Source organism: Gemella sanguinis ATCC 700632, assembly GCF_000701685.1.
GTDB lineage: Bacteria > Bacillota > Bacilli > Staphylococcales > Gemellaceae > Gemella > Gemella sanguinis.
Genome location: NZ_JNJO01000012.1, coordinates 19,312 through 45,706, shown reverse-complemented (window position 1 = coordinate 45,706; position 26,395 = coordinate 19,312). Strand labels below are relative to the sequence as shown.

Sequence of the window (26,395 nt, the reverse complement as noted above, 5' to 3'; positions counted from 1 at the left end):
CTTTTGTTTGAGCCGCTGGAGCTGCTGCTTTTGTTTGAGCCGCTGGAGCTGCTACTCTTGTTTGAGCTACTGGAGCTGCTTGTACTCTAGCAACTGGAGCTGCTTGTACAGGTGCAGCTTGTACTGGAGCTGCTTGCGCTACAGCTGGAGTTGCTTTAGGTGCTGCATTTCCATCAACTTTAATTACTTGTCCAACATATACTAAATGTGGGTTTGAAAGGTTGTTAATTTCAACTAGGTTATCTACTGAAGTACCAAATTTATCTGCTACTGTTCCTAAAGTATCACCTAATGCGATTGTGTAGTAACCATCATTTTTAACTTGAGCTAATTTTTCTACTGAACTAGAAGAGTTAGAAGAGTAGTTTAATTTATCTCCTGGGTAGATTAAATGACTTGATAAGTTATTATCTTGCATAAGTGCATCAACAGTTGTCCCGTTGTTTACAGCGATATCCCAAAGAGTATCACCTGATTTGATTGTATAAGTATCAGCGTCAGCGATTTGAGATCCACCTACTGCTACTGTTCCTACGAATGCCGTTGTTGCTACTATTTTATGTAATTTACTCATATAAATAAGTCTCCTTTTTAAATCGAATTTTTGAGTCTTGCGACTCCCTCAATAATTTTCTATTTTTCCATTTTCTAATTTTCTTAATTTTTATTAATACTTGTAAGACGTCTTTAACCTCGTTTAAATGTGTTTAAACTTCGTTTTAATTTCGACGTAATAACATTATATGATGTAACAGATGGCTTTTCAATAGTTGTAACAGTTTTGTAACAATAGTGATAACTTGCTGTTACATAAGTCTGTTTTCGTAATTTACCGGTAATTTAACAGAGCTCTTTTTATAGATTTATTGACATTTTTCTGTAGTATTTCTTGATATACTTTACTATTAAAATGACAAATTCTACCTTAAACAACAGCAAATCACATACTTTTTGGTGTTTTTATTGTAATAAAAGCAGAAGATACCCTTCCTTTTTAATGTATTAAATTAATATTATTAACGAACACAATATCATAATTATATATTACCCATTGCGGTTTTATACGATTCTTGTTTTCTTAGTATATTCTCTTATCGCACTTTCATTCAGTCCTACTGTACTTACATAATATCCTTCTGCCCAAAATTTCCTATTCCCATACTTGTATTTCATGTTTGAATGCATATCAAATATCATCAATGAACTTTTTCCTTTCAAGTATCCCATTATACTTGAAACACTATATTTTGGCGGGATTGACAACAGCAAATGTATATGATCAGGCATTATGTGTCCTTCTATTATTTCTACTCCTTTATATTTACACAATACTCCTTTATATTTACACAATCTTTGGATTATATTCACTATATCTCGTTTATATTGATTAAATTCGATTTTTCGTCTATACTTAGGAGTAAATACAATATGGTATTTACACAACCACTTTGTATGCGATAAACTGTTTTGTTTATTGGCCATTATAAAATCATCCTTTCTTTATTTTAGAGCTTGAACTACTCTTATTTTATCAAGAAAGGATGATTTTTCAATTGTTTATCTTTTATCTCGCACCCGCATAGCGGGTGGTTTTTTTTCGGAGACTTCGCCTCCTCAATCGACTTAGGCCTTTAAATAAAAAAGCGGAAAAGCTGTCTACTTAGAATTTTTCACCAAGCACTCGTGATCGTAAATAGTATTCGTTATACGGTTTCTTTAAAGCATAAATTGAAATAAACTGTGAAGATAGAAATTGTATTGTTCTTATATCTTCTTCGGTTACTCGATATCCATCATGTGCTATTTTATTTCTTATTTTCACTAAATTTCCAATTTTTTTATCGTTTATTTCAGAAAAACTTTTTTTTATTTTTTCATTTTCAAATTGATAACCACCAAGATAGTAACTTTTCAGCCGTTTCCAAGCAAGTATTATTTTTTCTCTATTTGTATTTGCAGGTTCTTTTTCTTCTGTTTCACATTCTTGTAACACAGTTGCTGAAATTTTTTCGACTGGTATAAATAAGTTAAGGAATTCTTCTTTCCTGTTTTCTTGATAATGATGTTTAATACCGTACGAGTAAGTTTCCATCCAGTTAATTATTTTTTTTCTTTTTTCATCATGGATTTTCTCCTTTAAACCCATCTCTATTAAAGTTAACCTCTCTAGCCAGTCATTCATTTTATCACTTTGCTTTTCTACTGGGATTTTTTCTCCTTCACACATATCCTCAATTATCATCTCTGAAGAAGATAAGGGTAACAAAGGAATATACGTAAAAAATGATAGAATAGATAAACATTCTGTAATATATTCTTCTTTATTAGCAAATATTTCAAAATAGTGATTAAATTCACTATTGTTTACGTACTTTAATCTACAGTCCCAAAAAGTAAAACAAGCTCCGTTTGGAATACTCAAAGCAGTGTCTCTATCATTATTACCTAACTCCTCAAAATAAGAAAACTCTATTTTAGCTCTATACATAAAAATCTCCTAATAATAAATAAATTTCTTTAATCAATGTCACCTGGTTAAACATAAGCTTTATTTCATAGTTTTTTTAAAAAATTTATTAAGTAATTTAACCATTAACGAAAAATGTATTTATGCACATTGTATCTTCTAGAATCCTAATCTCATAACTACTTAACATTATCCCCTTAAAGCATTTGATTAAATTTTATGCTTTTATTATAAAAAAAACAACGATAAATATCAAACAATTATAGGCTAAAATTCTTCTTTTTTTCCTATTTTATAAACTTCTATTTACGAAAAACTATATACTTTAAATTTTGTAAACAATATTTTCTTATCTTTATAATAACTTTTTAAAAGTGTTTCCGTATTTCCAAAACACTTTCTTTGCTAAAAAGTGTATTTTGTTATATATTATCTTTGTGAATCACTTGTGGAGTCCTTTTCTTAAAAAGTTGATTATACAAGTATTTGACAATGTTTAAAAATATAAAAATTAAATATAAACGGGAGGTAATATGACAGACATAAACAGTGCTGCTTCTCTTACAAAAATGGGACTCTTATTTTTAGAAGGCTTGTTATCATTCCTTTCTCCTTGTGTAATACCAATATTACCAATTTATATCGGTATTCTCGCAGGAAAAAAAGAGGAAAATGCTAACGGAGAATTAGTGTTTAACAAAAAGAACACTATAACTAATACCCTATTCTTTGTACTAGGTATTTGTGCCACATTCTTTATTTTGGCATTTGCAACAAGTTTTATCAGTGTCTTCTTAAATGAAAATATAAAAACATTACAAATTATAAGTGGTGTTCTTATCGTATTTATGGGGCTTCTTCAATTAGGAGTTTTCAAAATCGGTTTCTTAAAACAAGAATTCTCTGCAAAAAATAAAGTAAAACGAAAAGGTAATAAAACTACACCGTTTCTTGCATTTCTTATGGGGTTCACTTTTAGTTTCTCTTGGACACCTTGTATCGGCCCTATTTTAGCTAGTGTTTTCTTATACGCTTCTAGCCATACAGGTATTATGAGTATTCTTTTAGTATTAGTATATTGTTTAGGATTTATTCTGCCATTTATTTTAGTAGCTTTCTTCGCTTCTACACTACTTGCAGTATTCAAACGCAATACTAATATTTTAAAATATACACAGATTATTTCTGGAATAATACTTATAATTATCGGTGTTCTAATTTTAAGTGGTTCATTCACTACGATTGCAAGATACTTTAGTTAATAAAAATTATTCACACTAACCTTGGAGGTATAATTAATGAAAAAATTATCAATACTTACTGCCACTCTTTTAAGTGGTGCATTAGTCTTAACAGCATGTTCAAAGACTCAATCAAATTCTAGCGAACAAAATAACTCTAGTTCTTCAAGTTCTAGCTCTTCAAGTTCTACTGAAGAGAAAAAAACTAGACAAGCCTTTGACTTTAGCGCTATGGATAAAGACGGTAACACAGTTAAACTTAGCGACTACAAAGGTAAAAAAGTATATATCAACGTATGGGCATCTTGGTGCGGTCCTTGCGTTAGAGAAATGCCTGAATTAGAAAAAGCTTATCAAAAATTAAAAGATAAGGAGGATGTTGTTTTCTTATCAATAACATCTCCTAGCGATGATGTATTCAAAAACCAAAGTCCTCAAGATAAGGATAAAGCTACTATCCTTGCTAAGGCAAAAGAACTTGGAGTTACATACCCTGTTCTTTTCGATGTGAACGATAGATTCTTAGTAAACTACACTATTCGTTCATTCCCAACACATATTTTTATCAATTCTGATGGAACTATCTCAAACCAAATCTCTGGTGCTTTAACAGAGAGCGCTCTTGAAGAAGAGATTAGTAAAATTAAATAATATAAACAAAAAAGAGTTACATTTTTTTGTAACTCTTTTTTATATTACCGAGAACTTATACTTATAATTAATCATCTAAATGATCTGATGGCGCTACTGTGATAGGTTCAATATAACTGTTATTAAACTCTGTATCTGCTTGTCCATTCGTAGACTTATGTTTTCCGTCTATTCCATTAGCTGAAACAATCTTCGTTATTTTTGCGACCAGCTTATCATCAGATTTAGTTACTGTAACAGTTACTGTTGATACCATTTTGTCGTATTCTGTATTTTCTTCAGTCCCTTTTACTTCACTTATAGTATACGTATGTGTCCCTACTTCATTATCTTTAAACTTAATTGATTGGAATAAGATATTTCCTTTTTCATCGTTAGTTGCGGTTTGAACTACTTTGCCACTACTATCACGCATTTCAAACTTGAATTGACCTGCTTTTAGTGTTCTACCATGGTAAGCTTTTGTGAAGTTAAACTGTATTTCAGCGGGTTTAACTGTCTGTTCTTCTTTATTTGTTTTAGGATTATCTGATTTTGGTTTTTCTTCTTTTTTGTTGTCAGGTTTTTCTGTTTTTGGCTGCTCTTCTTTTTTATTATTAGGTTTTTCTGTTTTTGGCTGCTCTTCTTTTTTATTATCAGGTTTTTCTGTTTTTGGTTTTTCTTCTTTCTGATTATCAGCAGGCGTCTCATCTGATGAAGTATTAAATACACATGCATCTTCTAATTTTATTACACCTACAAAATGATAACCGTCTATCTCGGGTGTTTTTAACTCTTGATCGCTCGCTATAAAAGTAGTTTCTTTTATTTCAGTTCCTGAATATGCGCCTGTATCTTGCATTGCATAAACTAGTGATCCCCCTCCGATTAAAGCGATAACTAGGAATTTACGTCCTTTTTTATTTTTAATTAGGAAAAATGCTAAACCAGCTAATATACCAGCACCCACTAGGTGTCCCCACCCAATAACATCTCCTGTTTTAGGTAAGATTTTTTGAATTTTTTCTTTAGTACTGTTAGTAGTTCCTACCGAGTTTTTTTCGTAGACTAACTTATAAACTGTACATCCATCTACTTTTTCATTCTCACCTAGTGTTTTAATTTCTTTTACTTCATCACTATTCAACGATGCTTTATCTACAAACGCAATATTATCTCCACCAGCTCTAGAAGGTTTTAGCCCTTTCCACTGCGCGCTGTTTAGCTTAGCTTCAATATTTTTTTGAGATGTATCATTTGCTAACGCTTGTTGACTAGTAAATAAACTACTTGCCATTAACACTGTTAAAAATAACTTTTTCTTATTAACTTTCATAGTTACATCCTTTCTTGGTTTTTATTTTTAATCAAATATACTTACTTTTATTGGAAAATACATCTACATGTCATTTTTATGTAGACTATTTTCAACCTCATCTACTACCCTAACTATAAATGGCGTTTCATTATAATATAATAAATACAGCAATATAATCTAATGAACGCTCTCGCTATTCTTTTATTTATACCACCAACTCTCTAGTCATTATCAATATTTATACCTAAATTATTATACTATATTAATCCTGATAATGAACGAAATCATCGACCTTCATCATAAATCACTCACTTAAAATATAAATAAAATAGATTTAACGTCTCTAATACATTCAATAAATTCTTCAACTATAAAATCACCCTAAATTAACCTTACCTTGAGCATGTATATACATCTATTTAAAAATCGAAAAAAAAGAGTAAAGTTACAAATTAGTAACTCTACTCTTCTTTTGTTGTTTAACTTTATTTTGCTTCTTTTACATATTCTTGATCTTTTGTATAGATAGTTAGACCTGTGATATTTTTTGTAGATCTGAAGAAGAAACTACAGATATAACCGAATACTAATGCACTTAAGAATGAGAATCCTGAGAAGATAAATGGACTTTGTTTAGCATAAGTTGTGTAGTCTTGGATATACCAACATACAACACCTGCTACTAATAATCCTAATAATGCTCCAGCTCCATTTGCACGTTTAGTAAAGATACCAAGTGCAAATGTACCAGCTAAAGGCACTCCTAGAAGTCCGATATATTTAAGGAATAAATCCCAAGTTTCTTTTTGGTTAGTGTTAACAAAGTATAATGCTGCAATTGTTCCAAGTACCCCTGCTACAATAATGATAACACGAGCTAATAGAACGTCTTGTTTAGCATCTTTACTTAATCCGAAGAAACGTTGTTTAATATCAACTGTGATACAAGCAGAAATTGAGTTTAAGCTTGATGCGATAGTTGATTGAGCAGCTGCTAAAATAGCTGCGATAACTAATCCTGCGATACCAGCTGGTAATGCTGTTAAGATGAAGTAAGGTACTAAAGCTGTTGTGTTAGCTGCTTTACCTACTACTTCAGCGTTCATGAAGTCTGGTAATTTAGTTACAGCGTGGCTACCTTTGTAGAAGCTGTAAAGAACTGTTCCCATTCCATAGAAAATTGGAATAGAAATGAATGCTAATAATCCGTTAGTCCAAAGTGATTTATTAGTTTCTTTAACTGATTCAGTAGTACTATAACGTTGAACTACGTCTTGAGAAGCTGTATATTGTTGTAAACTGTTAAATACTGATCCAATGAAGATGATTGGAATAGTAGATGCAGTTAATGACCAATTAAATTTCTCAGCAGTTACAATTTTACCATTTGCTAAAGCATCTTGAGTAATGTGTCCAAATCCACCTACGTGGTATGCCCCTAAGATAATTACTAAAACAGCTCCTCCAAGTAAAATAATACCTTGGATAACGTCTGTCCAAATAACTCCTTCTACCCCTCCTAAGAATGAGTAGACTACGCAAAGTAATCCGATAACCGCACACACTAAGAATGGGTTAAGTGTCGATACTGATGTAATAGCAACTGTTGGTAAGTAAATAACGATAGCTACACGTCCAATATGGAATAGCGAGAATAACACACTTCCTACTACACGTACACTAGGATTAAAACGTTCTTCTAAATATTCATATGCTGTTGTTACATTTAATTTTCTAAAGAATGGAACATAGTAGTGAATCAATATCGGAATAATCGCGATAATTGAGAAGTTCCCAGCCGCATATGTCCAATCCCCGTTAAATGCTTTTTCCGGTGTTGCCATAAATGTAATGGCAGATAATGTTGTTGCGTAAATTGAGAATCCTACTGCCCAAGATGGAATATTTCCTCCGGCTTTAAAGAATTCATCCGTGCTTTCACCCGCTTTTTTAGTGAAATACACCCCTATCGCTAGCATAGCTATTAGATAAACTGCTAATACTATACTGTTAAGCGTACCAAATCCTATTTTATCCATGGTACATCCCTCCTACTTATTAATTTTTTATAATGTGGCTTTTAGTCAAATCGACTATTTGTCTTCATTCTTCCTTTTCCCTAATTTTTATTAAAGATTATAGTCTTTAACTAATTTTTCTACTTCTGGTAATTTCTCAGGATCAAAAACTTTCATAGGTTTTTTACAATATCCTGCATCTATACCTTTTACTTTTAAGATTTCTTTTAATGTTTGGTATAAACCAAGTTCTAATACTTTTTCAATTACATCATTTGCTTTGTGTTGTAATTCGTATGCTTCTTCTACTTTACCTTCTTTAGCAAGTTCAAAGATTTTTTTACTTGTTTTACCATTAACGTTATATGTAGAACCGATAGCTCCATCTACTCCAGATATAGCAGCTTGAACTAACATTTCATCAAATCCAGACCAAATTAATTTATCTGGGAATCTTCTTCTGAATCTTTCTAATTGATAGAAGTCTGCCGCAGTGTATTTAACACCGATAACTTTTTCATTATCTAGTAATTCAGAGAATTGTTCTAAGCTGATTTTTACCCCAGTTAAAGTTGGAATGTAGTAAAGAATCATACTGTTATCAGTTGCGTTAATAATTGTTTCGTAGTAATCTTTGATTTCTTTAAATGATAAAGGATAGTAGAATGGTGTAACTGCAGATAATGAATCATACCCTAATTCAGTTGCGTATTTTGCTAATTCTACCGCTTCATTTAAGTCTAAAGAACCTACTTGTGCAATAAGTTTTGCTCTATCGCCAACTACTTCTTTAACAAATTTAAAAATTTGTTTTTTTTGTGCTGTGTTTAGTAGGAAGTTTTCCCCACTACTTCCGTTAACGTATAAACCGTCAACTCCACAAACATTAAGATTGTGTTCAATTACTTGGCGTAATCCCTCTTCTTTTACTTCACCTTTTTCATCAAAAGGAATAAGTAATGCTGAATAAATACCTTTTAAATCTTTCATTTTTTTGTCCTCCGTTATTTAAAAATAATTTAACACATTAAATTTTAATACACTTTCATTTTAAAACGTTTTCTTTGTTTTGTCAATAGAAAACGCTTAAATTATACAAAATATTTTAGCGTCTATAAACGTTGATGTGTAAAGGTTTCCTTGTGTTCGGCTTGAGAAAACAACAAAAAAATTTTAAGTTCACTTGTATAGATAACTATTATTTATTTAACACATTATGTATTTTAAAAACAAAAAAAGAAACTCAAAAACTATAGTTAATTCTAGTTTTTGAATTTCTTATATTTTTAATTTATTGTGTAATTATTTATCGTAGCTTCCTATTAAGAACATTGCACCTTCTAACTCAAAAGTATCGCAAGCTGTTGTTAAGATAAAACTATCTCCTTTTTTAACATCAAAACTATCTCCTCCTACTCTTACGACTCCACTACCTTCTAGTACAGTAAATAAGTTTCCTGTTTTGTTTTTCTCTAATGTTACTTTTCCTGAGACATCTACCTTATACACGGCGAAATATTTTTCATTAGCTAAGTGTGTGATAGTAGCTCCTTCTTTGTTTTCTACTTCTCTAGTCGTAGCTGCTTTTTCAAATGGAACTTTTGTTACATCTTTAGTTTTTTCAATGTGTAATTCGCGTTTATTACCATCTTTGTCTACACGATCGTAGTCGTATACTCTGTAAGTTGTATCAGAGTTTTGTTGTACTTCATATATTAATATGCCTTCTCCAATAGCGTGTAGAGTTCCTGCTGGAATATAGAAGAAATCACCTTTTTTTACTCCTTCTTCTACAAAAAGCTTATCCCACTCTTCATTATCAATAGCCGCATCAAACTCTTCTTTTGTTTTAGCGGTATGCCCATATATAAGTTTTGAATCTTCTTTAGCGTCTAGAACGTACCAACATTCTGTCTTACCTAGCTCGCCATTTTCATTTACGCGTGCGTAATCATCTTCTGGATGAACTTGTACCGATAAATTATCACTTGCATCTAAAATTTTAATTAGCAACGGATATTTATCATATTTTTTCTCTGTAAATAGTTGTGGATTTTTAGCGTAAGCTTCTTTTAATGTTAAGCCTGCTAGTTCTCCGTTAACTATTTTTGAACTACCATTATCATGAGCCGCAACAACCCACGCTTCTCCTATATTTCCTTCAGGTATATCAAAGTTAAAACTTTCTAAGTTTCTTCCACCCCAAATTCTTTCGCAAAATACCGGCTCTAAAAATACTATTTTATCCATTCCGCTCTCCTATATAATTTTTTATTACTCAACTATTTCTTACCAAATCATTATAACATATAACTTATAACATTAATAATAAAGTTATAAAACCTTATTCAAAAAATATTATAAGAAATTTCTTACAAACTATTTTCAAAAATACTCTTTTATGATAACATAACGTTGACAGCATCTTCATAAGTTGGTGATTTTATCCAATTTATGAATTTAATAAAATAATAAGGTAGGTATGTATATGTTTTTAGGAATAGATATCGGTGGTACTAGTATCAAATTTGCAGTTATTGATAATAACTATAAAATTGTTCACTATGAAACTTGTAAAACACCAGACAATGTAACAACGAAAATCACAGATGAAATGTTTAGAATCGCTAGCAAAATTCGCGAAAGCTATAACTTTACTGCCGCAGGTATTTCTGCAGCTGGAGTAATCGATAATGTAAATATGGAAGTTATCCGTTCTGCTCCAACTATTAAAAATTATTTAGGGACAAACTTTAAAAAAGATTTTGGAGACCGTCTAGGTATTGATGTTTACGCTGATAATGATGTTAACTGTGCGTTACTTGGGGAACAATGGTTAGGTGGAGCTAAAGGTCTTGATGAAGTATTCTGCATGGCTTTAGGAACTGGTATTGGAGGAGCTTATTACTTAACTAGCTTACCATTTGGTTCAAACTTCAGTGTAGGAGAAATCGGACAATCTGTTTATGACACGGATACTGACACTACATATGAACAACGTGCATCTACTATAGCACTAGATCGTAAAATTAAAAATGAAATGTACGAAGGTTTAAGCGTTATTGAATTCTTTGATCTTTGTAAACGCGATGACTCTACTGCACTTAAAGTACTTGATGAATGGTTATACGAAGTTGCTCGCGGTATAGTTAATCTATTATGTATTTTAGATCCTAAATACATAATTATTGGTGGAGCTGTATCTGCACAAGGAGATTATTTATTAAACAAATTAGAAGCAAAAGTTCGTGAACTTCACCCAATTAAAATTAACAAAACTAAGTTCCTAGCGGCTGAATTAGGTAATGATGCTGCGCTTTACGGAGCGATTAGTCCATTCGTAAAAAAATAATATAAAACCTAAAAGAATCGCTTTTGCGGTTCTTTTTTTCTTTTTATATAAATTCTTCAGTTTTAACTTTACAAACAATACTTTAAGTGATAATATAAAAATAAGTTAACACATTAAATTTATAATCAAATAATATTTTACTTCATAACACTGAGACGGAGGTGCCATTTTTGAAAAAATACGAAAAGATTATTGATGATATCATCTTAAAGATACAATCAGGAATGTTTAAAGAGGGAGAACAACTTTATACAGAACGTGAAATAAAAGAAATTTATAACGTTAGTAGCACTACTGCTGTTCGTGTCTTAAACGAACTAGAAACTACTGGATATATTTTCAGAGTTCAAGGGAAAGGTAGCTTCGTTAATAAAACATTAGTTAATAAAAAAGTTTATGTCACAGAAAACAATAATTTTCATAAATACTTTAAAGAGTCAGTTTATGAACACTCAAAAGTTATTTCTGCGGAAATAATCCAAGATAAAGAACTTTGTGACAAATTAAAAATCAAAAATCAAAAACTACTAAAAGTAGTTCGTGTAAAATATATTGGAAATGTAGTTTGGGCACATCAAACTAACTACATACCGTTAAAATACTTACCAGACATAAATACAGACGACTTAGATAACTTTAAAGAATTAGCAACTATGATTAGAAAAAAATATCGCATAGACATACATAAAGAAAAATCTAAAAAAACAATGAAAGTAACGTTAGATACACCGAAAAAAGTTGCTAAATATGTAGCTAAAGACAATGAACCTTGCTTCGAATTTGATAGATTCACATATTTTGCAGACGGTAAGGTTTTTGAATATGTAAAAATATATATAAATTATAAATACTATACATTAACAATCAAAGATTAATGTGTTAAGATTGGAGTTTGTTATGAACAAAAAAAATGAAATTTTAGAGCAAATTAAAGGTGGTATCATCGTTTCTTGCCAAGCTCTTCCTGGTGAACCACTATATACAGAAAAAGGTGGCATTATGCCTCTTATGGCTTTAGCCGCTAAAGAAGCTGGTGCAGTAGGAATCCGTGCCCAAGGAGTACGTGACATCAAAGAAATTCAACAGCAAGTAGACTTACCTATTATCGGTATTATTAAACGCAGCTACGAAGGTATGTCACAATTTATAACAGCTACTATGAAAGAAGTTGATGAACTAGTAGAAACAGGTTGTGAAATTATCGCTCTAGATTGTACACTTCGTCCACGTTTTGACGGGTCAACAATAAATGATTTCGTAAAAGAAATTAAAGAAAAATATCCTGATATTATTCTTATGGCTGATATCGCAACATTAGAAGAAGGAATCAATGCTGAAAAAATAGGTGTGGATCTTGTCGGTACTACTCTAAGTGGTTATACAGAAAACACTGCGAAAAGACCTGATGAAGTTGACTTAAAACTTATTTCAGATTTATCAAAAAACATCTCAATACCTATTATTGCAGAAGGTAGAATCCACTACCCTGAAAATGCAAAAGCTGCCTATGATGCTGGAGCATTTAGTGTAGTTGTAGGTGGAGCTATTACTCGTCCAAAAGAGATAGCATCAAGATTTATTAACGCTGTGAAATAGAACAAACAGGATTGATTTTTAGTCAATCCTGTTTTTGTTATTTTAATATTTCATCTTTTTCAATTGTTATTGTTCCCATATTATCTTTTGAATATGGGCTACCGCTAAAGTTCTTCCAATCAGTCAATACACTATCTAACAATTTATCTGATACTGCTTTTATGTATCCTTTTGAGATGTTATATTTTTCCAGAAAGTCTTCTACTGGTACTTCTTTAGACCCTTCTTTTGCAATTACATAATTGGTTAATTTATAGGCCTTTATATCATATGAATAGTATATTTCTATACTTGCATCCTCCGATATTGGGATATACTTTTCCAATACTATTTGACCATCTTCTACTAAGGTTATACTTTTTTTAAAACCTTTGTATGTCAAGCTTGCTTTATTAGAATATAAATGTGTAAGTGTATCCCACAGTGTTTTTGTTGGTCTATAATGCTCGTTTAATTGTGGCATATATTCAACTGACTTATAAGGGGATAAATGATAATATGAGTTATACATCTCTTGAAATGCATTTTTATTACTTATTTTAAAATATCCATATAACCCTCCACTCAAGAATATAAGTACTACTGCACTTGCTACTATAATTTTTCCCCATCGTTTTCTTATTTTCTTTTTATGAATTTTTTTGTTTTCTTTTGCAAGCACCTCTAAACGCTCTATCTCTTCTTTGGAAAATAAATTTCTTTTTTTCTCTGATACCCATGAGATAAGTTCTGGATTCCCTCTAATTTCTTCTTTTTCTCTCTCCGCTATTTTTTCTTTTTCTTGTTCTTCTTTTGCAAGTTTTACTAAGTGTTCATATTCTTCTTCTGAAAATAGTTTTTTATTAAATTCAGGGTTTTTAAGAATGAATTCAGGATATTTCCTAAGGAATTCTCTGTCTACCTCATCTTGATCTTTTAAGGGCCATCGTCCCGTTTCTGCATATATTGCGACTTCGTATCCATCTCTAGAGGACTTTAGCGCTTTTTCTTTGAGCTCTTTATTTATAGGATAACGTTGTGCTTTTCCCCAATCTCTTTCTATTTCTATTTCATATTCTCCATTTTCTTCATAAATTAAAAATCCGTCTCCTACATATGTTTTAATATCTGTTTTATTGTAGTTTTCTAATTCACCTTCTTCGGGCCATCTTTTATGTTCTAAATAAAACATTACCTCTAATGCATCTTTATCTGATTTTCTTGATTTCTCTACCAATTCTTCCGTTGCATCATAACTGAAATATTCTTTACCTCTAAACCAAAATATATTATACTCATCACCACTTATCCATATTCCATGATGTTTATAAGTTTCTATTTCTACTTCCTGCATTTTTCAATCGCCCCTTTTTTTCAGTATACTAGTTACGCTTAAACTAACTTATTTCTCCCTTATTTAAAACCTTATATTATTTATCTTTATTATACTATTATTGAGTAATTATAACAATAAGGTTGTAACTTTACTTAAGCCACAACCTTATTATATCTATATTTAATTTATCACCTTAAAAACTCATCTTTTTCTATCGTTAGTCTTCCCATATTATCTCTTGAATATGGGCTATTACTATACCTTTTCCAGTCCGTCAGTACTCTATCTAATCCTTCATCTGATATTTTTTGTAGCTGTTCTTTAGAAATATTATATTGTTTGAGTAGTTCTTCAATTTGTTTTTTTTCATCTTTAGTCTTTGGAACATTATCTCCGTAGAAACTTACATAATTTCTTAATTTATGACTATTTATATCATAACTATAATTTATAGCTAAATGTACTCCATCAGATATTAATACAGAGTAAAATATTGAAATACTTTCATTATCATCACCTACTAATGTAATATCTATCTCCCGTTCATTATTATTTTCTTTATAGTTTAATACTACAACATCAGCTCCTATATTATCTCTAGGTATTGGCTCTATTTGCGGCATATTATATAGAGCCGATATCGGTACAAAATTATAGTATGAGTTGAACATTTCTTCAAATGCATTTCTGTTGTTTGCTTTATAAATGCCATATAGACTGCCTAACAAAACTGCTATAGCCATTATAGATATCTTCCATTTTTTGCTTAACTTATTCATAGTTTATTCCTTAAGAATTCTTTTTTTCCTTAGCAATCGACACTAAATGGTTAAATTCTTCTTCTGATAAAAATAGTTTTCTATTTTCTTCTATTTTTTCCAATATAAGCTCTGGGTTTTTACGAATAGCTTTTCTTTCCTTCTCTCGTTCTTCTATTAATGATAAGATAGATTCAAATTCTTCCTCTAAAAACAGATCTTTGCCTTCTTGTATACTCTCTAACATACTTTCAGGATTCTTTCTAATATATTCTTTACGAGCTTTCTGATTCCTTACTATAGCTTCTAGTGTTATCTTTTCAAAATATCTTGTTTCTCCGTCATCAGCGGTTTTTAAGCTATATCTTACATCCCCTTTTTCCTTTTCCCATTGTTCTTCTGCAAGTGAAACTAGGCGATTGTACTCCTCCTCATTTGAAAATAATCTTTGATTTCTCCCTGGATACACTAATATATTTACAGGATTTTCTCTAATATATTCTCTTTCTTTGTCTAATGCAAGTGAAAATAGATATTCAAACTCCTCTTTTGAAAATAACTGTTTTCTTCTCTCAGTATCCAATAGTATCAACTCAGGTTCTTCACGAATCTTTTCTCTAATTCTTTCCCTAGCTTCTTCAGTTTCTCTTTCTTCTGTTTCTTTAGCAACTGTCAATATATGCTCATACTCTTCTTCCGAAAATAATCCTTTATATTTTTCTGGGTTTACAAGTATGAATTTTGGAAACCTTCTAAAGAATCTTCTAAAGACTTCTTCCTTACCATCGGATAACCAAGCCCCCGTCAACGCATACCACATTACCGCTTCTGCGTCTTCATATGATTTAAAAGCTTTTTCCTTTAGTTCTTTCGTTATAGGAAATTTTTCATCTCCTAAGTTCATATGACCGTGTTCACTCTCAAACCCTATTTCATACTTGTCATCCTCAACATAAATTGTAAACAACGATCCTCTATATGTCTTTACTTTTACTTGGTGATAATTATCTAGCTCCCCTTCTTGCGGCCATCTATTATGCTCTACATAGAACATTACTTCTAGCGCACCTTTATCTGACTTTCTTGATTTATTCGCTAAAGTCTCTGAGATTTCATATTCAAAAGATTTACCATCTCTGCTCCATATTATTTTATACTGACCATCTTCTTTTATAAGTGCGTGATATTCAAATATTTCACTCCCATTATTTGAGTCTTCTGATTTTTTTCTAAAAACATTTGCTATTCTATTTATAAGTTTTTTCATATGATTTTTAATTCCTTTCCGGATATTTCGTTCCCTTTTATTTTCTCTATTATATCATAATTTTACTAATTATATATAATCAGGATATAACAAAAAATATAGAAAAAAACAGGACTGATTTTTAGTCAATCCTGTTTTATTTTTTTGCGTTTCTTTTATTTAGAAACAATTATTTATTTCTCCCAAGCTCTTACGTCAATATAACTTGGTTTTCTATATCTTTGTTTTCTTGGTTCTGCCGGCATTATTATTACTAGCAAGAAGTACAGTATTAATGGACTACCGATAAAGGCTATTCCTGTTAATAAAAATAATACTCTTACTAAACTTAAACTTATTCCAAATCTTTTACTAATTCCACTACATACACCAGCGAATAATGCGCCGTCATATGTTCTATAAATTTTCTTATCCTCTAAATAACCAAGAAATTTATTCCATAATTTGTTTATAACTTTCATCTTAATAAATTCCTCCTAATCTATTAATGTTCCTATATTATATTTTAGCAACTTAAAATATAGCTTATATTTTTTACCTTTTTTGACTTTTGTTATTTCGCTATAAAACATAGATTTTTTTGAACATTTTCGTAATATTTTCTTTTACTATTTCATTTATTTGCACAATATAGTATAATAAATAAGATATAATTGATAGTAAATATCAACAGATGAACTATACTTACTCTTTAATGTTATATTACCTTATCTGATTGATGTTTTCAATCATAAACTAACTTATTTAAGGAGGCAATATGAAAATTGACGGTAGAGCTCTGGCTCTTTTTAATATCAAAAAAGAAGTTTATCTCGTTGCATTTTGCAAACTAGTCGCATTCTGGTGTTCGCTTTTTTTCATATATAACTTTGTAGACTTCCTATTTACCCTACTTAGCGGTGAATACCCTATTAGTTATATTCTTACTTTTACACTACGAACTGCACTAAGTTTTGTTCTTTATTACCTTGCAACTACTGGGGATAATTTCTTTAGCCATAAAATTTCTAAACAGGTGAGAAATACTTTACGTCAAGAAATTTATAATAAAGTAGAACGTCTGTCTCTTAACTATACTGAGGCGGTTAATACTGGGAGCCTTCTTGTGATGAACTCATCTTCTATTGTTAATATAGAGTTTTACTTTAATAAATTTGTACCACAAATGTTCGCAACACTATTAATAGTGCTTAGCTCATTTGTAATCTATGGAAAAATACATATTCTACTATTTGTAGCGATGTTACTTCTTTACCCACTGATTCCTATTTCTATTATGATTATTATTAAAAAATCTAAAAAGGCAAATAAGCAAAACTTCAGTGATTTCTTAAACTTATCAGAAGTTTTCTATGATAGACTAGCTGGTTTTACAACTGCTAAAATCTACGGTAAAGAAGATAGCGTAGCTGGTGATGTAGATACACGTAGTTCTAAATATAGAAAATCAACTATGGCTCTTTTACGTCATCAGTTAAATTCAATTAATGTAATGGACGCTATTACTTATATTTCGATTTTTGTTTTATCAATTATTGCGATATTTATCGTTAAAGATAATAAACTTATTATCTTTGTTATTGTAGCATCTTTAGAATGTTTTAAACCGCTTCGTGCTTTAGGTGGACTATTCCACATTTCTATGAAAGGTAATGTAGAATTAGATAATATCTATAAACTTCTTGACTATCCTGAACAAGAAAAAAATAATGATATTACCCTAACACCAGGAAAAAATATTGTTTTAAGTAATGTTGGATTCTCTTACGGTGATAACACTACATTAGAAGATATAAATATGATTCTTAAACCAAGTACTAAAATAGCTTTTGTTGGTGAAAGTGGTAGTGGAAAATCTACACTTGTTAAACTTATCCTTGGTTTATACTCTAATTATTCAGGGACTATTAAATATGATACTTGTGATATCGATGCAATCCCTACTGATGAAATGTTAAAAATTACAACACTTATTACAAACGATAGTTACTTAGTAAAAGGAACTATCCGCGATCACTTAACCGTAAGTAAATACATCACGGAAGAAGATATGTTTAATACATTAGAAAAAGTGAATCTAAAAGACTTTGTAATTAAAAATGGTGGCTTAGACTATGAGCTTACTGCTGGGGCGGGTAACCTTTCTGGTGGTCAAAAACAACGTCTACTTGCCGCAAAAGCTATTCTAAAAAATAGTTACATTTATATACTAGATGAAGCTGTTTCTAATATAGATGACTATAGTAAAAATATCGTTCTTTCTGCCTTCGATTCAATTAAAGAAGAAAAAATAATTATTATAATCTCTCACGATTTAGAAACAATTACAAACTCTGATAACATTTATGTTCTTAAAGATAAAAAAATAATCGAAGAAGGTACACATGACGAATTACTAGATTCTCCTTCACTTTACAAACGATTATTTAATGATCAACAAGAACTAAAATCAAAATTTTCAGCTAAGGAGGTAGAATAATGACTTCTTTAAAAGAATTAAAACAACTTTTAGCAATCGCTAAAGACTTTAAACGTCCTCTACTTCGCGCAACACTGTTTGGTAGTTTAGGACACCTAACACTTGTAGTATTTACCTACTTCCTAGCATTATTCTTTTTAACAAAAATAACTACTATTGCAGTAATATTATTTTTTATAATTTTTGCATTAGCTATTTTAAAAGGATTATTTAGTTATACTGAACAATTGTTAAATCACTACGTAGCATTCAAGGTGCTGCATACCCTAAGAGTTAAAGTACTAAACAAATTTAAGAAGATTTCTATCGATAGTTTCACGCGAAACACTTCTGGAGATTATATGACTATTATTACTACTGATATTGAATTATTAGAGGTTTTCTACGCTCATACAATTACTCCATTTATGATTTATATCGTTCAAAGTTTAGCCGTAACTATATTCCTAATGTTCTTTAGCTTCAAGCTTGCTTTTATCGCATTAGCTGTCTATATTATTATTGGACTTGTTTATCCGCTAAGCTTTAAAAATAGAGGTCAATTAGTCGGAGAAAAATACAGAAGAAAACTTACAAAGGTAAATAATAATTCTTCAGAACAAGCCTATGGAATCTTTGAAACTTTACAATATAATAAAGTTAGAGAAGCAAAACAAGCAATTATTGATGAGACAGAGGAATTAACACGTAGCTCTTATGTAAAAAATAAATTTTTAATTGATTTAAATGCACTTAATGTTGTTACATATAATTTTGGAGTATTGGCATTTATTTATTTCGCTACTACTTCACTAGATAGACCTAATATGATACTTGCCTTAGTGGCTATGTTTATTGTGTCGTTTATTCCTATTTTATATATGGGTAACTTAGCTTCTACGCTTAGTCAAACTATGGCTAGTGGTAAAAGATTTTTAGAGCTGATGAATATGCCAGAAGAAGATCAAAATAGTGGAAAAGTAGTAGATTTCAATGAACTAAAAATTGATAATCTATCTTACAGCTATAGCGGTACTCCAGTATTAAGTAATATTAATCTAACAGCTAAAAAAGGCGAAATCATCGGTATTAGCGGACCTAGTGGTTGTGGTAAATCTACAATCGCTAAACTGATTATGAAATTTATCTCAGATGAAGGTATGGATGGCAGTATCACTATTGATAATGTCGACTTAGCAGATATAGATAATAGATATTTCAGAGAAAACAGCTCTATTATCCTTCAAGACAGCTATTTATTTAATGCGACAATAAGAGATAATATAAACTTCTTTGATAAAGATTTAGATAAAAATCGATTAAGCGATGCTTTAAGAAATACAAATCTTAAAAACTTCGTAACTAGCTTAAAACGCGAAGACCAAGAAATAGTTGGGGAGCGTAGTTCAAATATTAGTTCTGGGCAAAAACAACGTCTATCTGTTGCTCGTTCATTCTATAACGATAGTAAACTTCTAATCTTAGATGAAGCAACAGCAAACATCGATATTTTCAGTGAAATCGAAGTTCTTAAAGCTCTAGAAGCTAATAAAGAAGATAAAATAACAATTATTATATCTCATAATAAATCTACCCTATCTATTTGTGATAAAATCGTTAAATTAGAAGGATAAATATAAGAATCTAAGTAAAATATAATTACTTAGATTCTTTTTTATAAGCATTAGATAATTTTGATAAATAGTATAAAGTATAGTATAATAACTTACAAATTAGTACTTTTTATAGTGTGATGAAAGTAGGCAGAAATAGATTTCTATGATTATTTAGAAAGGGTTAAATTAAAGCATGTTGAATAAGAAAATTAAAATAATTTTATGTATAGTCGCTGTTTTAACAATAATAGTTACTTGTTACTTATTAATACCACCAAAAGTCTTAACAAGAGAAAATAACAAAGGAAATGAGATTGAACAACTTGATAGATTAATGAATACAACAAGATATGCAGAACAAGTAAGAAAAGCGGGATATGAAGTAGATGATTATGACTTAAAGATTATGGATAGAATACCAAAGTTAGAAACTAAAGGGAAAGTAAAAGTTATTATTCTATCTCCTGATGACAACGGAAAATTGTATACCTATCTAGATGACCGTAGTAAGTTTATAATTTTCGATAAAAATATGAATATAGTTAGTAGTGTTATTGACCAAGATAAAGAAAAACCTAGAAGGGAGTTAACAGAAGAAGAAAAACCTAAGTATGAAAAAGAGGTAAAAGAAGAAATAAATAAACTGCTGGATGATGTTTATAAGGCAGGAAAAGAATAATTATATGAAATAGAATAAAAAAAGAAGAAGATCAACTATTTATGTTCGATCTTCTTTTTGCCCTATTTAGTAATAAAACATCTTATGTTTTACAAAAGACTTTTGTAATTATTATCTCCAGTAACGATAAATTGCTCCATCACTATTTTTAATTTCTCCTAGGAAAGTTTTGTCTGCAAAATTAGTACTTTCTTCTTTTAATTGCATTCCGTTTTCTCTAAAGTTATAAACTTTCTTTCCTTCATTGTTTGTTGAATAACTTCCTTCATAGCCTACATAACCTCTATCTACAAAACTACCTGTTGAAGTTTTATATTGAGTTACTATAATATCTTTCTTCTCATCGTCTGTATAGATACCATATCTACCTGAAAGTGTAGAAGAATTATAATAATAAGGAATTGTTATTTTTTTCACTTCTGTATTTTCAAAAGTTGGTACTTCACTTTGTTTTGTTGATACCGTATTTGTACTCTCAGTTTTTGAACCAAAATATTTTTGATATTCTTCAGCCGTCATATGAGATGGAGTAAGGTTTAAATGAACCCCATATCTTTCAGATGCTGTGTCTCCTGCTTGAGCTGCTGATGTATTAGCAGATACTGCCACTAAACTAGAAAAAACTAAAGTCGCGATTGTGATATTTTTTACTTTATTCATTACCGTTCTCTCCTTATATTTTATACTCTAGCTTACCTTATACCTATAAAGAATAATAATTAATCTTCTCTTATAGACATAAAACAGCTATGTTGTGAAAATGAAGTCTTGTTTTCATTTTCTTACATTTCATTATATAGTATATTTTTTTGTAAAAAAAGACTTTTATTTATATTTTTTTGTGGTATAATAAAAAAATGAACGTTATTTCTAAAAATCTATCATTAATGTCTCTAATGGCATATTATTTTGCGTTATTTTCCGATCATTCCATACTTAACGTTCGAAAAAGCAGTAGAAGAATACTTTTTCTTCTACTGCTTTTTATTTTATTTTGTAATATTTCTATAAATTTGATTTTCTATAAATTGTAAATCATGTTCTTGTGTTTCACAAGGAACATTTTCAAATAATACAAATCTTTGTGCTACATAAGTGATAATTGGGCCGGTAAATGAACGTATTATTTCTGCTGTTGTAAGATTTTCATTAATTTCTGGATTAATTTTTTTATAATTATATAGTGTTTCTTTAATATCAAACTCATCAAAAATTTCTAAAGTTGATTCAATTACCTGTTTTTTTAAATTTTCATTTGTTAATATTTCTGAATATATAATTTTAACAGTATTACTATTTTCTTCTAAAAATTCAAACCTATCTCTTACAATATATCTAATTAGTTCCTGTAAAGAATTAGCATTTTGAACTCTACCTAAAAAAACTAAATACAATTTTGGAAGGACTGGTAAAGTTATAGAGTATAATAAATCTTCCTTAGTCTTAAAATATTTAAATACCGTCGCCTGACTTACTCCCGCTTCTTTTGCAATCTGCAAAGTTGATGTTCCATTATACCCTTGTTTTGCAAATAGCTTTATCGCTGCTTCTATAGTTTTCTTCTTGCCAGATGGCATTTTTTCTTCTTTCATTATGTCCAAATATGAACTTAAAATATTTTCTTTCATCGCTTTTCTCCGCTATTATTAAACTTTTCTATAACGTTTCAAACCTATAATATTTAATACTATTAACACTATGCAAAATACTATTAATACTATTACATCATATTTTACCGCAACTAAGCTTTTTCCTTCTAAAATGATTTTACTTAATCCATCACTTGCGTATGTAACTGGTAGTATTTTGCTAATATACACCGCTATTTTTCCCATGCTTTCTACTGATACTATTCCAGAGAAGAACATCTGTGGAATAACTACAATTGGGATAAATTGCATAATTTGAAACTCTGACTTCGCTATAGTTGAAAGTAATAAACCTAATGTTAATGCAACCATAGCTAATAATACATTTACTATTATAACATAATATAGACTTCCAACAACCTCAATATTTAATAAATATATTGATGATAGTGTTACTATAATAGTTTGTACTATCGCTAATGAACTATAAGATAATATATATCCAAATACTACCTCACTTCTTTTTACTGGAGTGGCTAGTAAGCGATCTAGTGTTCCTGTTGTTCTTTCTTTTAGTAATGCCATACCTGAGATTAAAAAACAATAAAAAAATAATATATAACCTATTAATACCGGAGCTATTTTATTAAAAAATGTTGTATCAGCATTTCCATAATTGTAATATTCTTTTAACTCTGGTTGTTGTTGTTGCTTATTCTCAATTTTTGGATTTATTTTTTTTACTACTTCTACTAGATTTTTTGCTTCTGCACCTTGTATGGAGCTTTTTAATACTTGTTGAGCTTTAACAGTTTTACTAGAATCTATATTGGCATAAGTTACATTATATGTGCCATTATCGTAATAAATAACCGTATCTACTTCTCCATCTTTTAACCTTTTATCAGCTTCTTCTTTTGTTTGATATTGTTCTAAACTAACATTATCAATACTCTTCATAAACTCTACAACATTTGTAGGTGTGTTTACTGAAGCGACACTCACATCTGTTGTTGTACTCGCAGAAAAGACAATACTAATTAACCACATAATTAATATAGGGGCTAAAAACATCAGTGCTAGCGTTCTTTTATCTCTAAAAAATTCTTTAAATACCCTCTTTATTATCATAAATACTCTCATATTAGTTTTCCTCCACTTTTAAGAATACTTCTTCTATTGTCTTAACATTATTTTTTACTTTCAGCTGTTGTGGTGTATCAAAAGCTATAATATTACCATTAAGAAGTAACCCTACTTTATCTGTAAGTTCAGCTTCATCCATTACATGAGTCGTTACTAATATTCCTACACCACTATCTCTTTGTTTAAATAGCTCTTTCCATATGTTTTTTCTAAGACTTGGATCTATACCAACTGTAGGCTCATCTAATATTAATAACTCTGGGCTCCCTATTAAGGCTATAGCTAAAGATAATCTACGCTTCATTCCTCCTGAATACTTAGATACTAACTTTTTCAAATCATCTGTTAAATCAACAATCTCAGCTATATATTCTATTTCTTTTTTCAATTTATCAGAAGGTACACCTTTCATTTTTCCAAAGAAATCTAAGTTTTCATACCCAGTTAGCATTTCATATAAAGCATCACTTTGTGCCATATATCCTATATTAGATAAGATTTCTCTTTTTGGCATTTTATAATTTAATACTAACGCTTCTCCTTCATCTGCTTTTTCCATTCCCAACATTGTTTTAATTAATGTTGATTTACCTGAACCAGAAGGACCTATTAAGCCAACGATTTCGCCACTTTCAAGATTAAAATCTATTTTATCTAATACTTTTTGTTCTCCAAAACTTTTTGATAATTTCTCTATTTCTATTAGTCTTCCCATAGTAAAAACACCTCTTTACATTACATAACTCTACTTCTTTTTTATAAGAATCAACTATTTATTTTTATTAGTGAGTAACCACTCACCTTATATTTATATTTTAGTGAGTAATCACTCACTTGTCAATAGTTTTTTGTGGAAAAAATAAAAAGAGTTTTCTACACCTATTAAAAATCCCTATCTTATCAAGTTTAATCAACTTAAAAAAGTCGATCATAATAATGACCGACTTATTATTTATTTTTCTTTTATTATTCTGTAGTATGTTTTCGATGTAATTGTGTAAACTACTAGGTAGAATAGAGCGAAGATACTTATTGTAGCAAACATAGCTATTAAGAATGAACGTGTTTCTGATAATAAGAATAGTTTAAGAATTTTCTCTATAAACGGATAAGCTACTATTGTATGTATTGTCGCTACTACTAGTGGAGCAAAGAATATTAACAATACTTGTGCTCTTATAGATTGTTTAATCTGTTTATCAGTTAAACCTACTTTTCTCATTATTTCAAATTTGTCTTTGTCCTCATAACCTTCTGATATTTGTTTGTAGTACATTATAACTACTTGTGAAACTACAAACACCATACTAATAAATATTCCGATGAATAAGAATGATGCGAAGAACCCTATAAATTCTACTTTAGATTCTGATTTTCTTTCTATAATTACTCTGTCACTATTTTCTAAATTTTTTAATTTATTTACTACTATTTCTTCTTTACTCTTATCTCCTAAATCAAATGTAATATATTTTGATTTCATATCATCCATATTACTTCTTTTAAAAGCTTCACCTGTTTTAGTACTTATACTGTTTAGCTTTTCTTTATCTTTAACTACTACATAGTATGTATCCGTTATATTTGCAGTTTGCGAACCAACTTCACCAGGGAAACTACTCATTTTTTCTTTTACTTTTAGGTTTTCACCATTTATATTTAGTTGATCATAGTCATAAGTTCCCTTTTTATCAACGTACAATAATATTTCATCTGATTTAAGTGTTTTATTAGTTTTAGCTACTTTATTATAATCATCTAGTGTTATCACTGTCATAAACTTAACTTTATCCACTGATCCTAATCCAAATTCTCTTTGTAAAGAAAAATTTGAACCTTCTACTGTACCCGCAATATTTAATTGATTATATGTTATTAAATCTTTTATTTCAGTATTATTTTCTTTTACGATTTTTTCTATACCTGCATCTAAATCAGCTATTTCTTTATCGTTTTGACCATATGCCATTATAGCTATATCTCTTGGATATCTTTTTTCAAATGAACTTTCTGATCCTGCATATAAAGCTGAAGTAGTCCCCATAGTAACTAGAATCATAGTTGCTAAGATACAAATATTTGCTAGTCCTACGGCATTTCTTTTCATTCTATATAATAAACCTGATACACTTATAAAGTTTTTAGGTTTATAGTAGAAACTTTTATTATTTTTCATTATTTTTAATACTGTAATGCTTACAGCAACAAAAATAAAGTATGTACCTATAATTACCGCTATTACCGCAAAGAAGAATACTGTCACTGCTTTTATAGGGTTAGTTACAGTTTGAGCTGTGTAATAACCATAACCTATTAATCCTAAACCTATTATCGCTAATAACCATCTAGCTTTAGGTTCTTTTTCACCTTTGCTGCTTTCTTTTAGTAAAGCTACTATTTTTAATCTTGAAATTTTGATTATTGTATATATTAATAATAAGAAGTACACTCCACCAAATAGTAATGCTGTTACTACTATTGCTTTTGGTGTAATTACAAATCCAAAACTAACACCAGTAGTAAATAATTTTAACAAAGCTAATAGTGCTAATTTATCTAACACAATACCTAGTACTAATCCTAATCCTATAGTTACTACTGCGATGTATATTGTTTCTAATACTAAAATACGCGCTATTTGTTTTTTAGTCATTCCTAGCACTGAGTATAACCCAAACTCTTTTACCCTACGTTTTATTAAAAAACTATATGTGTAAAAAAGGAATATTACAGAAAATATACCAATAACTATAACCCCAAAACCTAATACTTGTTTTACTGCACTTGCTCCATGTTCAAGTTTATCTAAATTTCCACCATATGTTAATGAACTTAATATGTAAAAACAAATAATCGTGAAGATTGCTGATAGCACATAAGGTACTAGAAATCTTTTATTTTTTAAAAGATTATTGAATGCAAATTTACTATAAAATAAATTCATT

General features: G+C 29.8%; 23 protein-coding genes and 1 pseudogene. 8 read left to right on the top strand and 16 right to left on the bottom strand.

Features of this window, described 5'->3' with window-relative positions:
- The 3 genes and pseudogenes from T369_RS0106460 to T369_RS0106450 all read right to left on the bottom strand — a co-directional run.
- Positions 1-574, bottom strand: a 574-nt coding sequence (locus T369_RS0106460) for a LysM peptidoglycan-binding domain-containing protein (RefSeq protein WP_035496479.1), incomplete at its 3' end; no start/stop codon positions are given.
- 503 nt (positions 575-1,077) lie between these two features.
- Positions 1,078-1,482 (bottom strand): annotated as a pseudogene (gene tnpA / locus T369_RS08875) (IS200/IS605 family transposase); the annotation flags it as partial.
- Between the two features lie 178 nt (positions 1,483-1,660).
- Positions 1,661-2,488 (bottom strand): hypothetical protein, encoded by an 828-nt coding sequence (locus T369_RS0106450; protein WP_031553233.1) that lies wholly within the window; start codon positions 2,486-2,488, stop codon positions 1,661-1,663.
- Between the two features lie 512 nt (positions 2,489-3,000).
- Between T369_RS0106450 and T369_RS0106445 the strand changes: the two genes are divergently transcribed.
- The gene (locus T369_RS0106445; RefSeq protein WP_006363861.1) at positions 3,001-3,729 is read left to right on the top strand and encodes a cytochrome c biogenesis CcdA family protein; all 729 of its coding nucleotides are present in this window, start codon (positions 3,001-3,003) and stop codon (positions 3,727-3,729) included.
- Between the two features lie 36 nt (positions 3,730-3,765).
- On the top strand, positions 3,766-4,359 hold the full coding sequence (locus T369_RS0106440) for a TlpA family protein disulfide reductase (protein WP_031553227.1): 594 nt from the start codon (positions 3,766-3,768) through the stop codon (positions 4,357-4,359).
- Positions 4,360-4,426: 67 nt separating this feature from the next.
- On the opposite strand, the gene T369_RS0106435 is transcribed toward T369_RS0106440, so the two are convergent.
- The 4 genes from T369_RS0106435 to manA all read right to left on the bottom strand — a co-directional run bounded on the left by T369_RS0106435 (position 4,427) and on the right by manA (position 9,924).
- Positions 4,427-5,674 (bottom strand): Spy0128 family protein, encoded by a 1,248-nt coding sequence (locus tag T369_RS0106435; RefSeq protein WP_031553225.1) that lies wholly within the window; start codon positions 5,672-5,674, stop codon positions 4,427-4,429.
- A gap of 467 nt (positions 5,675-6,141) precedes the next feature.
- Entirely contained in the window at positions 6,142-7,695 is a 1,554-nt protein-coding gene (locus tag T369_RS0106430) for a sodium:solute symporter family protein (RefSeq protein ID WP_031553222.1), read from the bottom strand.
- A gap of 90 nt (positions 7,696-7,785) precedes the next feature.
- Positions 7,786-8,664 carry an N-acetylneuraminate lyase gene (locus T369_RS0106425; RefSeq protein ID WP_031553219.1) on the bottom strand — a complete coding sequence of 293 codons (879 nt, stop codon included), beginning with the start codon at positions 8,662-8,664 and terminating at the stop codon, positions 7,786-7,788.
- Between the two features lie 312 nt (positions 8,665-8,976).
- On the bottom strand, positions 8,977-9,924 hold the full coding sequence (gene manA / locus T369_RS0106420) for a mannose-6-phosphate isomerase, class I (RefSeq protein ID WP_031553217.1): 948 nt from the start codon (positions 9,922-9,924) through the stop codon (positions 8,977-8,979).
- Between the two features lie 238 nt (positions 9,925-10,162).
- Here manA and T369_RS0106415 point away from each other — a divergent pair, with 238 nt between their 5' ends.
- The 3 genes from T369_RS0106415 to T369_RS0106405 all read left to right on the top strand — a co-directional run bounded on the left by T369_RS0106415 (position 10,163) and on the right by T369_RS0106405 (position 12,622).
- Entirely contained in the window at positions 10,163-11,026 is an 864-nt protein-coding gene (locus T369_RS0106415) for an ROK family protein (protein ID WP_031553213.1), read from the top strand.
- Positions 11,027-11,196: 170 nt separating this feature from the next.
- Positions 11,197-11,901 carry a GntR family transcriptional regulator gene (locus tag T369_RS0106410; protein ID WP_031553210.1) on the top strand — a complete coding sequence of 235 codons (705 nt, stop codon included), beginning with the start codon at positions 11,197-11,199 and terminating at the stop codon, positions 11,899-11,901.
- Positions 11,902-11,923: 22 nt separating this feature from the next.
- Positions 11,924-12,622 carry an N-acetylmannosamine-6-phosphate 2-epimerase gene (locus T369_RS0106405; RefSeq protein WP_031553207.1) on the top strand — a complete coding sequence of 233 codons (699 nt, stop codon included), beginning with the start codon at positions 11,924-11,926 and terminating at the stop codon, positions 12,620-12,622.
- Positions 12,623-12,659: 37 nt separating this feature from the next.
- Here T369_RS0106405 and T369_RS09330 read toward each other — a convergent pair whose 3' ends face one another.
- The 4 genes from T369_RS09330 to T369_RS0106380 form a co-directional block, all read right to left on the bottom strand.
- Positions 12,660-13,955, bottom strand: a complete 1,296-nt coding sequence (locus T369_RS09330) for a TipC family immunity protein (protein WP_162164962.1) — start codon at positions 13,953-13,955, stop codon at positions 12,660-12,662.
- A 170-nt stretch (positions 13,956-14,125) separates the two neighbouring features.
- Positions 14,126-14,716, bottom strand: coding sequence for a TipC family immunity protein (locus T369_RS0106390; protein ID WP_031553204.1), 591 nt, complete (start codon positions 14,714-14,716; stop codon positions 14,126-14,128).
- 10 nt (positions 14,717-14,726) lie between these two features.
- Positions 14,727-15,962: a hypothetical protein gene (locus tag T369_RS09505; RefSeq protein ID WP_051618981.1), complete on the bottom strand. Its 1,236-nt coding sequence runs from the start codon at positions 15,960-15,962 to the stop codon at positions 14,727-14,729.
- 173 nt (positions 15,963-16,135) lie between these two features.
- Positions 16,136-16,423, bottom strand: coding sequence for a PspC domain-containing protein (locus T369_RS0106380; RefSeq protein WP_031553198.1), 288 nt, complete (start codon positions 16,421-16,423; stop codon positions 16,136-16,138).
- A 296-nt stretch (positions 16,424-16,719) separates the two neighbouring features.
- Here T369_RS0106380 and T369_RS0106375 point away from each other — a divergent pair, with 296 nt between their 5' ends.
- From T369_RS0106375 to T369_RS0106365, 3 genes are all read left to right on the top strand, one after another.
- Positions 16,720-18,441, top strand: coding sequence for an ATP-binding cassette domain-containing protein (locus tag T369_RS0106375; RefSeq protein WP_031553195.1), 1,722 nt, complete (start codon positions 16,720-16,722; stop codon positions 18,439-18,441).
- On the top strand, positions 18,441-20,054 hold the full coding sequence (locus T369_RS0106370) for an ABC transporter ATP-binding protein (RefSeq protein ID WP_031553192.1): 1,614 nt from the start codon (positions 18,441-18,443) through the stop codon (positions 20,052-20,054). The genes T369_RS0106375 and T369_RS0106370 overlap by 1 nt, the downstream gene beginning before the upstream one ends.
- A gap of 175 nt (positions 20,055-20,229) precedes the next feature.
- On the top strand, positions 20,230-20,715 hold the full coding sequence (locus T369_RS0106365; protein ID WP_031553189.1) for a hypothetical protein: 486 nt from the start codon (positions 20,230-20,232) through the stop codon (positions 20,713-20,715).
- 111 nt (positions 20,716-20,826) lie between these two features.
- On the opposite strand, the gene T369_RS0106360 is transcribed toward T369_RS0106365, so the two are convergent.
- The 5 genes from T369_RS0106360 to T369_RS0106340 all read right to left on the bottom strand — a co-directional run bounded on the left by T369_RS0106360 (position 20,827) and on the right by T369_RS0106340 (position 26,394).
- Positions 20,827-21,375 carry a hypothetical protein gene (locus T369_RS0106360; protein WP_031553187.1) on the bottom strand — a complete coding sequence of 183 codons (549 nt, stop codon included), beginning with the start codon at positions 21,373-21,375 and terminating at the stop codon, positions 20,827-20,829.
- 329 nt (positions 21,376-21,704) lie between these two features.
- A complete protein-coding gene (locus T369_RS0106355; RefSeq protein WP_031553185.1) occupies positions 21,705-22,343 on the bottom strand; it encodes a TetR/AcrR family transcriptional regulator in 639 nt (212 codons plus the stop codon).
- Between the two features lie 18 nt (positions 22,344-22,361).
- The gene (locus T369_RS0106350) at positions 22,362-23,447 is read right to left on the bottom strand and encodes an ABC transporter permease (RefSeq protein ID WP_031553183.1); all 1,086 of its coding nucleotides are present in this window, start codon (positions 23,445-23,447) and stop codon (positions 22,362-22,364) included.
- A 1-nt stretch (position 23,448) separates the two neighbouring features.
- A complete protein-coding gene (locus T369_RS0106345) occupies positions 23,449-24,165 on the bottom strand; it encodes an ABC transporter ATP-binding protein (protein WP_031553181.1) in 717 nt (238 codons plus the stop codon).
- Positions 24,166-24,402: 237 nt separating this feature from the next.
- Positions 24,403-26,394, bottom strand: a complete 1,992-nt coding sequence (locus T369_RS0106340; RefSeq protein WP_031553180.1) for an ABC transporter permease — start codon at positions 26,392-26,394, stop codon at positions 24,403-24,405.
- Position 26,395: the final 1 nt, after the last annotated feature.